The 12,301-nt window shown below is 73.7% G+C and carries 12 protein-coding genes; 5 read left to right on the top strand and 7 right to left on the bottom strand.

Annotated elements, in window-relative coordinates; genetic code table 11:
- Positions 1-119: 119 nt before the first annotated feature.
- The gene (locus ACZ5NW_RS14730) at positions 120-710 is read left to right on the top strand and encodes a hypothetical protein (RefSeq protein WP_468744184.1); all 591 of its coding nucleotides are present in this window, start codon (positions 120-122) and stop codon (positions 708-710) included.
- 21 nt (positions 711-731) lie between these two features.
- On the opposite strand, the gene ACZ5NW_RS14725 is transcribed toward ACZ5NW_RS14730, so the two are convergent.
- Together ACZ5NW_RS14725 and ACZ5NW_RS14720 are read right to left on the bottom strand one after the other, a co-directional pair.
- Positions 732-1,424 (bottom strand): DUF6445 family protein, encoded by a 693-nt coding sequence (locus ACZ5NW_RS14725; RefSeq protein ID WP_468744183.1) that lies wholly within the window; start codon positions 1,422-1,424, stop codon positions 732-734.
- A gap of 143 nt (positions 1,425-1,567) precedes the next feature.
- Complete coding sequence (locus ACZ5NW_RS14720; RefSeq protein ID WP_468744182.1) at positions 1,568-2,182, bottom strand: O-methyltransferase; 615 nt, start codon at positions 2,180-2,182, stop codon at positions 1,568-1,570.
- A 151-nt stretch (positions 2,183-2,333) separates the two neighbouring features.
- On the opposite strand from ACZ5NW_RS14720, the gene ACZ5NW_RS14715 reads away from it, so the two are divergent.
- Both ACZ5NW_RS14715 and ACZ5NW_RS14710 read left to right on the top strand, forming a co-directional pair.
- Entirely contained in the window at positions 2,334-3,077 is a 744-nt protein-coding gene (locus ACZ5NW_RS14715) for a DUF4142 domain-containing protein (protein WP_468744181.1), read from the top strand.
- A gap of 231 nt (positions 3,078-3,308) precedes the next feature.
- Positions 3,309-4,256: an LAETG motif-containing sortase-dependent surface protein gene (locus tag ACZ5NW_RS14710; RefSeq protein ID WP_468744180.1), complete on the top strand. Its 948-nt coding sequence runs from the start codon at positions 3,309-3,311 to the stop codon at positions 4,254-4,256.
- Between the two features lie 93 nt (positions 4,257-4,349).
- Here ACZ5NW_RS14710 and ACZ5NW_RS14705 read toward each other — a convergent pair whose 3' ends face one another.
- From ACZ5NW_RS14705 to thrS, 3 genes are all read right to left on the bottom strand, one after another.
- Complete coding sequence (locus ACZ5NW_RS14705) at positions 4,350-5,429, bottom strand: S1C family serine protease (RefSeq protein ID WP_468744179.1); 1,080 nt, start codon at positions 5,427-5,429, stop codon at positions 4,350-4,352.
- A 187-nt stretch (positions 5,430-5,616) separates the two neighbouring features.
- Entirely contained in the window at positions 5,617-6,591 is a 975-nt protein-coding gene (locus ACZ5NW_RS14700; protein ID WP_468744178.1) for a nucleoside hydrolase, read from the bottom strand.
- 46 nt (positions 6,592-6,637) lie between these two features.
- Entirely contained in the window at positions 6,638-7,879 is a 1,242-nt protein-coding gene (thrS, locus tag ACZ5NW_RS14695; protein WP_468744177.1) for a threonine--tRNA ligase, read from the bottom strand.
- A 352-nt stretch (positions 7,880-8,231) separates the two neighbouring features.
- On the opposite strand from thrS, the gene ACZ5NW_RS14690 reads away from it, so the two are divergent.
- The gene (locus ACZ5NW_RS14690) at positions 8,232-9,029 is read left to right on the top strand and encodes a hypothetical protein (protein WP_468744176.1); all 798 of its coding nucleotides are present in this window, start codon (positions 8,232-8,234) and stop codon (positions 9,027-9,029) included.
- A 362-nt stretch (positions 9,030-9,391) separates the two neighbouring features.
- Here ACZ5NW_RS14690 and ACZ5NW_RS14685 read toward each other — a convergent pair whose 3' ends face one another.
- Positions 9,392-10,735, bottom strand: a complete 1,344-nt coding sequence (locus tag ACZ5NW_RS14685) for a helix-turn-helix domain-containing protein (RefSeq protein WP_468744175.1) — start codon at positions 10,733-10,735, stop codon at positions 9,392-9,394.
- A 130-nt stretch (positions 10,736-10,865) separates the two neighbouring features.
- Here ACZ5NW_RS14685 and ACZ5NW_RS14680 point away from each other — a divergent pair, with 130 nt between their 5' ends.
- A complete protein-coding gene (locus ACZ5NW_RS14680) occupies positions 10,866-11,027 on the top strand; it encodes a hypothetical protein (protein WP_468744174.1) in 162 nt (53 codons plus the stop codon).
- Here the strand turns inward: ACZ5NW_RS14680 and ACZ5NW_RS14675 are convergent.
- The gene (locus tag ACZ5NW_RS14675) at positions 11,024-12,277 is read right to left on the bottom strand and encodes a hypothetical protein (protein WP_468744173.1); all 1,254 of its coding nucleotides are present in this window, start codon (positions 12,275-12,277) and stop codon (positions 11,024-11,026) included. The two genes, ACZ5NW_RS14680 and ACZ5NW_RS14675, sit on opposite strands and share 4 nt — an antisense overlap.
- Positions 12,278-12,301 lie beyond the last annotated feature (24 nt).

Genomic DNA, 12,301 nt, shown 5'->3' with positions numbered 1-12,301 from the left:
CCGTCCGGGTGACGGCGGACACCAGGTGGGCTGGGCCGTCCGGGTGAGCGGACATGCGGGTGGGCGAGGAGCGGCCTTCACTGAGGGGAGGACATCTCAGACATCGCCCGGGAGGCCCGATGCCCGCCCACCGCCCGCTCCGGCCCACGGGTGCGACCGCCCTCGCCGCCGTCTGCGCGGTCGCGCTCCTCGCGCTGACCGGCTGCTCCGACGACGGGAGCCCCAGCGGTGCCGCCAGCGAGGCCGCCTCCGCCGCCCGGTCCGTGGGCGCGGAGGCGACCGCCGCCGCGTCCTCCCTCGCCTCGGAGGCGACGGCCGCGGCGTCCTCGCTGGCCTCGGAGGCGACCGCCGCCGCGTCCTCGCTGGCCTCCGACGCGGCGTCGGCGTTCGCGTCGGCCAGCGCGGAGGCGGGGCGCAGGCTCGGCGAGATCAAGGGCGGGGTGGACGCCAAGGACGACGTGAAGCTGGGCGCCCCGTCCACCGGGGGCGGCCGGGTCACCGTCCCGGTGACCGTCACCAACACCACCGGCGCGGCCAAGTCCTTCGCCGTGCAGGTCGACTTCAAGGACCCGGGCGGGACCGTGGAGGACACGGTCGTGGTGACCGTGTCGGGCGTCCCGGCCGGCAAGACCGGGACGGCCACCGCCCGCAGCAACCGCGACCTGCCGGAGGGCGTGAAGGCGGAGGTGGCGCGGGCGCTGCGGTACTGACCGGGGCGGGGAGGCGGACGCTCAGGCCATCCAGAAGAAGACGGCCGTCATCCGCTTCTCCTCCAGCGTTGTGCCGGAGTAACCGGTCGCGCTGTGCACCAGGTTGGCGTTGTAGAGGAGCAGGCGGTTGTACCGGTGCGGCACGCGTACGTCCTCCTCGAAGTGGTCCGCCGGGACGAACCGCGTGCCGAGGGCCTCGACGAGGTTGTTGTGCGGGGCCTGCACGATGTTGCCGCCGAGCCGGCCGCCCGGCAGGGACTGGCGGTAGAAGGCCGTGCCGCAGTCCTTGGGGACGTCGGGATTGAGATAGAGGACGGCGGCGTAACGGCACAGGGCGCGTGAGTCGGTGTGCGGGCGGGGCTCGCTCTCGCCCTCGCCGACGACCTGGATGCAGTTGTGGTTGAGGGTGCCGCCGCCGGGCGCCTCCTGCACCCACAGCCTGCTCGCGCCGGTGGCCTTGCGCACCAGCCGCTCGACCCGGGCGAGTTCGTCCGCCTCCAGGCCCGGCATGGTGCGCAGCCCGGGCCAGGTCTCCGAGGTGTACGGGTAGCCGCGCACCCAGTCGTCCTTGGCGAGACACCGCTCCCGTACGGCGTCGACGTCCGGGAGTACGTCGTCGATCACCCAGTAGTCGCGGCCCTTGGTGGGCTTGCGGTAGGGCAGCACGGGCAGGGTGCCGGGGGTCGCCCGGCCCTGTGGGGGAAGGGGGGCCATGCGCCCGAATGTAGGCCGCCCCCGTCCCTCCACTCGCCCACGATCAGGTCGACACTCGCCCCGCACCTCACCAACACATGGTCAAAATTGCCAAGAACATGTCAGGTACCCAGAACGTCGGGTACCGAGAACATGCCGGGTGCTCAGTCCGTGACCAGGGCCAGGACGAAGCCGTCGTACCCCTTGCCGCCCACCGTCTGCACCGCCGTCGCCGTCAGGCGCGGATGCTCGGCGATCAGTTCCGTGAAGCGGCGGACCCCCTGGACGCGAGGGTCCTCGCTCTCCGCGTCGGTGACCGCGCCGTCGCGCACCACGTTGTCGCCGACGATGACCGAGCCGGGGCGGGACAGCTTCAGCGCCCATGCCAAGTAGTGCGGGTTCGAGGGCTTGTCCGCGTCGATGAAGATCAGGTCGAAGGGTTCCGGCTCCGCGCGCGCCACCTCCGGGAGCGTGTCCAGGGCCGGGCCCACCCTCAACTCCACCACGCCGTCCAGACCCGCCCGGGCGATGTTCCGCGCCGCGACCTCCGCGTGGCGCGGGTCCGCCTCCAGTGTCACGAGCCGGCCGCCCTCCGGCAGGGCCCGCGCCAGCCACAGCGTGCTGTAGCCGCCGAGCGTGCCGATCTCCAGGATCCGCCGGGCGCCCTGGATGCGGGCGAGCAGGTGCAGCAACTTGCCCTGGTTCGGGGCGACCTGGTGCGGCGGCAGGCCCTCCGCCTCGCCGCCCTCCCCGGCCGCGCGCAGTACCTCGTCCCCCACCTCACCCGCCCGCAGATTTTGCGAATTCCATAGAGTCGCCGAGGCTTCCCGTCCGTACTCCTCTACGTCCCAACCCGTCCCCCGGGCATCGCACGCCCCGGGACGGACACCCGATCGGGCAGGAGGCACGGTGCGCTTTTCGCGGAACGCGATGGGAACCCTTTTCGTCGGCGGCGCCCTGACCTTGACCCTCGCCGCCCTCGCCTACCCGTCGATGCTGGGGGTGTCGAAGGTCTCCTCGGACCAGTCGAGGATCATCGCCAACACCCAGTGGGGCCCCCTGACCGAGGGCGACCGCGACTTCGTCGTCAAGGTGCGCGCGGCCGGGCTGTGGGAGTACCCGGTCGGACAGCTGGCGCTGAAGAAGGGCACCACCAAGGGCGTCGTCACCGCCGGCCAGCACCTCATCGACGGTCACGCGGCGCTCGACACCACCTGCCGCAAGATCGCGCCGATGCTCAACATCACCCTGCCCAACGTGGCCAGCCCCCAGCAGCAGGGCTTCGTGAACACCCTCAGCGCGGACTCAGGCAAGCAGTTCGACTCGGACTTCGCCAACATCCTGCGCCAGACGCACGGTTCGATCTTCAACACGGTCGCCAAGATCCGGTCCACGACGAAGAACTCCCTCGTGCGGGCCCTCGCCGACCAGGCCAACGACACGGTCCTCGACCACATCACGGTGATGGAGCAGACCGGGCTCGTCGACTTCGACCAGACGCTCTTCCAGCAGACCACCCCGCCGAAGCTGCCCAGCTCCGACCTGACCCCGCCGCCCCCGGCCGGCGGCCAGCCGCCGGTCATCCTCACCCCGCCGCCCAACGCCACCTCCACGCCCGTCAACATCGACGGCGCGGCCGGGGGCGGGCCGCAGCCCACCCCGACGGTCGGGTGAGCCGCCGGCGAGCCGCTGGGGAGCTGCCGGGGAGGGTTCCGTTCCGCTCATGGGCGAGTTGTGACGGAATCTTGAATTCCCGGGGCATTGGCGCAAGTTGACAGCCCGCAGCGGGGGCACAACGATGGGCCCGCACGGTCGCGCATGTGGCCCACGGGGCCCGTGCTTCTCCGTCCGACCGTACGCCTCTGATCTGACCAATCAGCTTCTGCACGCCTAGATGGGATACGCATGTCCATAGCGAGACGTGTCTCCGCGCGACACCTGCTGGGGACGGGCGCCGCCTCGCTCGCCCTGTGCGCCGCCTCCGTAGCCGCCGCCTCCGGGGCGTGGGCCTCCGACCATCCCGGCGGTGACGGCTGGAAGTCCGGCGGCGCCTACCAGCCGGGCACCGGCGCGGGCACCGAGACGGGAACCGACCGCTGCCAGTTCTCGCTCGACGGCACGCACTTCTACGACTCCGTCCGCGTCGACGACCAGAACCTCAAGCCGACCGCCGACGGCAAGGTCCACATCACGGTCCGCACCGCCGCCGACGCCGCCACCTGCACCGCCTCCCTCGCCTCGTACCGCGCCCACGGCCCGGACTTCCGCACCTCCGGCGAGCAGGTCTTCGTCGACTTCGACACCGTGACCGTCAAGCCCGGTCACACCGACACCCTCGACATCGCCGTCCCCGACTCCGGGTGCTACGCGCAGATCGACCTCTACCGGGGCGCGGTCAAGTTCGACGGCAAGCTCGACGCGAAGGACGGCTTCGTCCACGGCGACGTGCCCAAGGGGCCGGACCGCCCGGTCATCAAGGACAAGCTGATCGCGGCCTGGAACGGCGGTACGAAGGACTGCACGGCCACCCCCGAGCAGCCGCCCGGCACGCCCCAGCAGCCGCCGGCCACGCCCGCGCAGCCCCCGGCCTCCGAGTCCCACCCGCCCGCGTCGCAGACGCCCCCCACGACCCCCTCGGGCACCCCCTCCGAGCCGGCGGCCCCGGCCCCGAGCAGCTCCGAGTCCAGCACCCCGCCCGCCGCGCCCACGCCCAACGGCGGCGGCGGTGACCTCGCCGAGACCGGCGCCGACAGCAACACCCCGGTGATCGCGGCCGGGGCGGCGGCACTGCTGCTCGGCGGCGCCGCGATCGTCGTGGCGACGCGCCGCCGCAAGTCGGCCGGCCGCGCCTGACGGCTTCTCCGGTACGTCCGCCCCGGCACGCTCGTGGTGCCGGGGCGGACGTATGCGTGGGCGCCGGGTGCCCGGCGGATGCGTGGGGGCCGGTCACTTGGGCAGGGTCAGGTCCGTCGTCCACACGTCCTCGAACGTCGCGTTGCTGTCCTCGGCGTTGAAGGTGTAGACGCCCTCGACGGCGAGCTTCTCCCCGGGTGCCGCCGACTGCAGGACGTCACAGACCTCGCTGACCTTGGTCGTCGGCGCCCCCTTGATGCTGGTGATGACGTCGCCGGATTCGAGCTTGGCGGCGGCCGAGGGGGAGTTGGCGGTCGTACTGGCCACGAAGAGGCCCTGGACGCCGTCCTTCCACAGCGTGTCCTGGGTCTGTGCGACGGTGCGCTGGGCCTCGGGATCGGAGAAGGCGTGGGCCAGGGCCTCGTCGTCGACGGAGTAGAGCGACCAGCCCACGTCGGTCTTGGACTCGCCGGCGGCCAGGCCCTTCAGCAGGGACTTCACGTGGTTTCCGGAGATGGAGTAGTACTGGCCCTGCGCGTCCGGGTTGCCGAGGGTGTTCACCCCCACCACCTTGCCGTCGTTGTCGAGCAGCGGGCCGCCCGAGTTGCCGTGGTTGATGGCGGCGGAGTGCTGGATGGTGGTCGGGTAGTTCGGCAGGGAGGGGCTGGGGTCGGCGGGCACGTCCGTCGCCTGGACGCTCCCCGAGGTGTAGATCGCCTTCTGCGTGGCGGGGTTCTCGAAGGAGCCCGGATAGCCGATGGCCGTGACGTTGTCGGCGGTCTTCACGTCGTCGCTGTCGGCGAACTCCAGCTCCTTCAAGTCGTCCTGGGGCGTGGAGAGTTGGAGCACGGCCACGTCCTCGCACGGGTCGCTGCCGAGGACGCGCGCGGCCACCGGTTCCTTGTTCTCGATGCCCACCTTCACAGCGGCCGAGCCGTCCACCACATGGGCGTTGGTGACGATGAGGCCCTTGTCCGCGTCGTAGACGAAACCGGTGCCCAGGGCCAGGCCGCTGGACGTCGTCACGATGATGTGGACCGTGGCCGGCGCCGCCTTCTCGTAGAGCTCCTGCGGTGACGGGTCGTCCTGCGGTGCCGCTCGCGCCGTCACACCGCTCATGCCGATCAACATCGCCAGGGCGCCCGTGGCCGCCCAACTCGCCTTGCCGCGCATACCGCGTCGCCTCCGCGCCGCGGGCCCGTCCGCTCCCCGGGCCCGGGCCCGCCATGCTCGATGAGTCAGCTCACATTCAGGATATATTCGCCCTTTTCACCTGTCATTTCGAGGTGCGGCAGCATGGTCGGGGTGGGACCGCACGGTCGGGGTTGCGGCCCCACGTCGAAGTGCACCGGGGCCGCTCTCAGTGGCCCGAGCCCGCCACCGTCTCCAGATACAGCTTCACGTACCGCTCCACGTCCACGTCCAACGCCACGTCCACCAGGGCCTTCTCGCGTTCCTCGCCGTGGAGTTCGGACTCGCCGTGCCGGCCGCGACGGTCGACCAGGGTCTGACCGCGCGTCGGGCCGGGGGCCAACGCGACCTCCACCGGCAGGAGTCGGGTGGTCAGGCCCGCCGGGTCCGCGACCGCGCACACCGCGCCCGCGTCGCCGATGCCGCCGCCCGGATCGTCCCCGTCGGCCTCGGGCGTGGCCGGGCGGTGGGCGAGGAGGTCGCCGGCCAGCCGGGCACCGGGTTCCGTGCTCGCGCGCAGCCGCCGCACCTCGGCGCCGGGGACGACGACCCGCTGGAAGACATCGAGGCCGTACATCGTGATCGGGACGCCGGCCGTGAGGAGGATCGCGGCGGCCTCCGGGTCGTGCCAGACGTTGAACTCGGCGACCGGCGTGGCGTTTCCGCAGGCCACCGCGCCGCCCATGAACACGATCCGCTCGATGCCCCGGACCACCTCCGGGTGGGTGCGCAGCAGCAGGGCGATGTTGGTGAGCGGGGCGGTGGGGATCAGGGTCACCGGGCGCGGGGAGGCGAGGATCTCGTGGCGCAGCAGGGTCACCGCGTCCGTGCCGGCGGGGGTACGGGTCGGTGCGGGCAGGCCCAGGTCGCCCATGCCGTCGGTGCCGTGGACGTGCCGTGCCGAGCGGGCGGGCTCGATCAGCGGGCGGTCGGCGCCCCGGGCGACCGGGATGTCGGGGGCGCCGGCCCGCTCCAGCACGGTCAGCGTGTTGCGGACGACGCCGTCGACATCGGTGTTCCCGGCGACACAGGTGACGGCGCGCAGGTCCAGCGCGGGGTGCCGTACGGCGAAGAGCAGGGCGAGGGCGTCGTCGACACCCGTGTCGCAGTCGATGATCACGGGGATGGGCTGCTCACCGGCCATCAGGTCTCCTTCCACGGCTGGTGCGCCCGAGCCTATGCGGGGCCGGTCATTCCCACAGGGCGGCGCCCCGGGCCCGTACCCGTGCCCCGATCCGGTCCACCAGCTCCGCCCCGGCGAGCTGACCGGCCTGCCGGCCGTCCCGCAGCCGTACGGAGGCCAGCCCGGCGCCGGCCTCCTTCGCCCCGATCACCGCCTGATACGGCACGAGCCGCGCGGCGCGGATCCTGGCGCCCAGGGTGCCCTGCTCCGGACCGGCGTACGACACCCGCAGCCCGGCCTCCTCCGCCCGCGCCGCCAGCTCCCGGGCCGCCTCCTCCTGCGCCCCGGACACGGGCAGCACCGCCAGCTGCACGGGCGCCAGCCAGACCGGGAACGCCCCGCCGTGCTCCTCGACGAGGTGCGCGACCGCCCGCTCCACGCTCCCGATGATGCTGCGGTGCACCATCACCGGCCGGTGCTTGGCGCCGTCCGCGCCGATGTAGTGCAGATCGAAGCGCTCCGGCTGGTGGAAGTCGATCTGGACGGTGGACAGGGTGCTCTCGCGGCCGGCCGGGTCCACGATCTGCACGTCGATCTTCGGGCCGTAGAAGGCGGCCTCGCCCTCCGCCTCCTCGTACGGCACGCCCGACGCGTCCAGCACCTGCCGCAGCAGCGCGTTGGCCCGCCGCCACAGGGCCGGATCGGCGACGTACTTGCCGCCCTCGCCGGGCAGCGACAGACGGTACCGGGAGGCGCGGATGCCGAGGTCGTCGTAGGCGCGGGCGATCAGTTCCAGTGCCGCGCGGGCCTCCTCGACGGCCTGGTCGAGGGTGCAGAAGATGTGCGCGTCGTTGAGCTGGATGGCCCGCACCCGGGTCAGCCCGCCCAGCACGCCGGACAGCTCCGAGCGGTACATGCCGCCCAACTCCGCGATTCGCAAGGGTAGTTCGCGGTGACTGCGGGAGCGGGAGCGGTAGATCAGGGCGTGGTGGGGACACAGGCTGGGGCGCAGCACGACCTCCTCCTCGCCCAGCTTCATCGGCGGGAACATGTCGTCGCCGTAGTGGTCCCAGTGACCGGAGGTCTCGTACAGCTCCCGCTTGCCGATGACGGGTGAGTACACGTGCCGGTAGCCGACCGCGCGTTCGGCGCCCCGGATGTACTCCTCCAACTCGTGCCGTACGACGGCCCCGTCGGGCAGCCAGTACGGCAGGCCCGCGCCGATCAGCGGATCGGTGTCGAACAGCTCCAGCTCGCGGCCGAGCCGGCGGTGGTCGTGAGAGTGAGCGGCGGGGCGGTGGTCGTTCATGGTGCTCTCCTCCGGAAGGGTGGGGGTGAGGCGAGCGACCGCCGGGACCGTGAGACGCCGAAGCCCCGGGGCACTCGCCCCGGGGCTTCGGTCGATGACGTCCAGATGTCAGCGCGCCGCCGGGGAACTCTCCGGCGTCGTCGTACGGGACATGAGGGCGCGCTGCATGCGGTGACCGTAACAGGGGCGACGGCAGGGGCGCGAGAGGTTTTCGCGGGGTCGTCGCCCGGGGTTCGCCACCCTCCCGCAGCAACCCCGTCCCCCGTACGGCCCGCCGCGCTGGTGGGCCGGGGGTGCCGGTGCTGCCGTGGGAGGAGCACCCCCAGGAGGCACCCGACAGGAGAAACCCCTGATGACCGCAGCCGTCCGCCGCCGCCCGATCCTCGGCTCCGCCCTCGTCCTGGCCGGACTCCTGTGCGCCACCGGTTGCGCGACCCTGGGCCTGGAACACCCCGCGACCGCCCCACGGCCCACGCCCACCGTCGACAAGCCCAGCCCCACGCCCACGGCGGGCCGGCCGGAGAGCGGCACCGCGCTCAGCGACGCGCAGGCCCACGCGGCCCTCATCACGGTGTCCGACCTGGGCGCGCCCTGGGCGGCGACGCGCGGGGCGGCCACCTGGCGGGACGGGCTGCTGAAGGCGACCACGACGGCCGGTGAGTGCCAGCGGCTGCTCGACACCCTCTACACGGAGGAGCTGCTCGGCGGTCCCGCCCTCGCCACGATCGGGCTCGACGACGCCGACACGGACGCCCAGTTGCGCTTCCAGGTCGGCGCGCGCAAGCCGGCCGACGTGGACCGGGCGCTGGCCTGGCTGAAGACCATGCCGCAGAAGTGCGCCCGCTTCACCGCCACGACCGGGCGGGGCGCCCTGCTCGACGTGCAGGTCGGTGAGGCGCCGCTGCCGGAGGTCGGGGATGTGCGGCAGGGGCTGCGGGTCACCGTGGCGAGCGAACCGACCGACCCGGAGGCGGGCGGCGAGCCCCAGCTGCTCACCCTGGACGTGGCCGCCGTCCGCATCGGCCAGGACTCCTTCGCCCTCACCAACGGCGGCCTGGGAGACGTCCCGAACGAGGCGACCCAGGCGGCGGTCCAACTGGGCGCACTGAGACTGGCGGACGTGAGAAAACAGGGGAAGGCGCAGGTCTGAGGCTGGGCCTGGGCGCGGGGGCCGGCGGGGCCCGAGGTCCGGGTCGGGGCGCGAGGGCCGGCGGGGCCGAGGTCTGGGCCGAGGCGCGAGGGCCGGCGGGGCCGAGGTCTGGGCCGAGGCGCGGGGGCGGCGAGACCGACGTCTGAGCCGAGGCGCGGGGGCGGCGAGACCGACGTCTGAGCCGAGGCGCGGGGGCGGCGAGACCGAGGTCTGAGCCGAGGCGCGAGGCGGGCTGGCCCGACGTCTGAGCCGAGGCGCGAGGCGGGCCGGCCCGACGTCTGGGGCGGGGCGCGGGGGCCGGAGGCCCGAGGGGCGGGGGCGGGGCAGCGGCTCGGGTGCGGTGTTCACGGGCCCCGCGTGGGTCAGAGGGGTGGTTGGGCGGGGGCCGGGCCCAGGGTTGTGGTGCCGGGGGCCGTGCGGTGGGCCAGGCCGGTGCGGTACGCGTCCAGCGCCGCCTCCGTACGGCCCGTACGGCGCAGCAGGTCGCCGAGCAACCGGCACAGGTCGGCGAGGTCCCCCGCCGCCCCGGCCCGCTCCAGCAGGCTGAGGGCGCGGACGTAGTGCTCCTCGGCGGACTCGGTGTCGCGGGCGTCGTCGGCGATGATGCCGAGCAGCCGGTGCGCGGCGGCGGCATGCACGGCGCCCCGCTCGGACGAGAGGTCACCGAGGACTCCACGCAGCAGTTCGGCGGCCTCCTCGGACCTGCCCCGGCGGTGCAGTACGTCGGCCAGCTCGACGGCGACCTGACGGCTGTAGAGGGCGGCGCGCTGGGCGTCCAACATGGCCAGCGCCTGCCGCAACTCGTCCTCGGCCCGCTCCAGTCGGCCGTTCTGGGCGTACACGTACCCGCGCATCCAGTGGCAGTTGGCGAGTTCGGTGCGCAGATGGAGCCCTCGGTAGAGCTCGCTCGCCTTGGCCAGCGACGCGTCGGCCTCGGCGATACGGCCCTCGGCGAGCAGGGTGCGGGCGACGGAGCGGTGCATACGGGCGACCAGGGCGGGATCGCCGGCCTGGGGGGCGAGGGCGAGCGCGAACTCGGCGGCCTGGGCGGCGCGGGCCTGGGCGCCCATGTCCATGTAGGGCCCGATGACGGAGGCGTAGAGCAGGAGCAGGGCGTCGGGGTCGTGCAGCCCGGAGCGGTTCAGCTCGTCGAGGGTGGACTCCAGCAGGTAGACGGCGTAGCGGAGTTCACCGGCGAGGTAGTGGGAGACGGCGCGGCCGCGCAGGGCGGGGACGCGGACCGGCAGCGGGGCCCGGGCGAGGCAGGCCTCGGCTCGCTCGAAGTACTCGCGGGCGGTGTCGATGTCCCCGGTGTCGATGCCGCACTCGCCGAGGCCGAGCAGCGCGATGGCCTGCTCGTCGGCGAGGCCGAGTTCCTCCGCCTCGCCGAGGAGGACGGTGTACTGCCGGGCCGCCTCCTCCGCCTCCCCGGTGGCGAGGGCGCGCTGGGCCTCGGTGAGGCGCAGGCGCAGATCGGTGACGAGGCGGGCGGAGCGGCCGGACGCCAGCTCCTCGAAGTCGACGCCGAGGCGCTTGGCGATGTGCCGGAGCGCCTCGTCGGAGGGCCGGACCCGGCCCGACTCCAGCGTGGACACATAGGCGGGCGTGTAGGTCGGCTCGGCCAGCTGCCGCTGGGTCAGTCCGCGTTCCACGCGCAGTCGCTGCACGCGCCGCCCGATGACCTCGGGCTCGTCCCGCTCCGTCATGTCCGGATCCCCCAGACCGCCCCAACCGCCCCGGGGCCTCTTGCCGTTGGGCTTGGACAGCCCTAGGTTAAACGGCGAATTAAGCATGCTTAACAGCCGCCTGCAACTCCCCCAACGTTGCGAGGTCCCCGTGCCCGGACGCACCACCCCCCGCTTCGCCAGAAGCCTCGCCGCCGCGCTCGTCGCCGTGGCGACCCTCCTCCTGGCGGCCAACGCGGGCCCGGCAAGAGCGACACCCCTCGACCACCCGGCCCCGACCCCGGCGACGGCCCAGCAGCCCACCAAGTCCTAGGCCTGCGTCTGCAACTGCCGGAGCTGGCGTCGGACATGGTCCAGCGCGCCCTCCCGGCGGCCCGGCACCCGGCCGCGCAGGTCCGCGAGCGCCGGGCCGAGTTCCCGGGCGCGGGCCGGGTCGGTGATCCGGCCCCACTGGTGATGGGCCCGGTCCACGGCGGCCTCCACGGCGGGCGCGTCCACCGGCTGCCCCGCGGCCAGCCGCGCGCTCGCCACGGCCATCCAGGTACGGCAACTGCGCTCGGCGTCCCCCGCGAACATCGCGAGATCCGCCCGCACCTCCATCCAGTGCAACGCCTCCCCCGACCCCGCGCCCCCCACGGCGACAGCGGCCTCCTCCCACCGAGCGGCCAGCCCATCGGCCACGTCATGCCGCCCGGCCTGCACGGCGGCGGTGATGGCGGCGTGGGGGTCTTCGGGGACCGGGACCGTGGCAGCGGTCTGCTGGGGCGGAAGCGGGAGCGGGGGCGTGCCCGGGGTCTGATGGGCGCGGACCGGGGCCGGAACCGTACTCGGGGCGGGGAGCTGGTGCTGGGGCGTCACCGGCGCCTGGTGCCATGGCGAGGGGGTGACCGGGTGCTGGTGGGGGAAGGGGGCCGCAGGGGTGGGCCGGTGGGGCTGCCAGGGGCCCAGGAGGAGGTCGGCCACCTCGCCCTCGCCGGTGATGCGGGCCAGGGCCAGCTGGTGGAGCTGGTCCAGGGGCGGGCGGGTGCCGCTGCGCAGGAGGGTGGCGATCGCCTTCATGTACGACGGTGCGGCCACCGTCCGCCGACCGGGCGGCGGCGCGATCCTGCCGTACACGGCGATGTTCGGACCGCAGTCGAGACGGTTCCCGCGCAGCCAGTCCCAGCTCTCCGCGTCCGCGTGCAGATCGACGAGGAGGGTGGTCGTACCGGGGCCGCGCAGCCGCAGTTCCTCCCGCAGCCACGCCCAGGGCAGCCCGGTGTAGCGGACGGTCGCCGGTGTGGTGCGGGCGAGCGCGAGGTGGGGCAGGTGCTGGCGCCGGTCGAGCTGGAGCTGGCCGGTGACGAAGAGGGTCAGCGGTCCGGGCGCCGCCGCGGCCGCCCGCAGCCGGGTCAGCACGGCCTGCGGCTCCAGGGGGTCGGCGAGTTCGACGACGTTCGCCGTGTCGGTGCCGGCCAGCACACCGGGCGGCACCGCGGCGAGCACGGGCAGCACGGAGGCGGCGTCCACCAGACAGCCCTTGCCGGCGGGCGAGGCCGCGAGCAGCAGCACGGTCCCGGGCATGTGTCCCTCCCCCATGTTCTCCCC

The sequence above is a fragment of the Streptomyces sp. NPDC032126 genome, from assembly GCF_055580085.1.
This window is presented reverse-complemented; position numbering and strand designations above follow the sequence as displayed.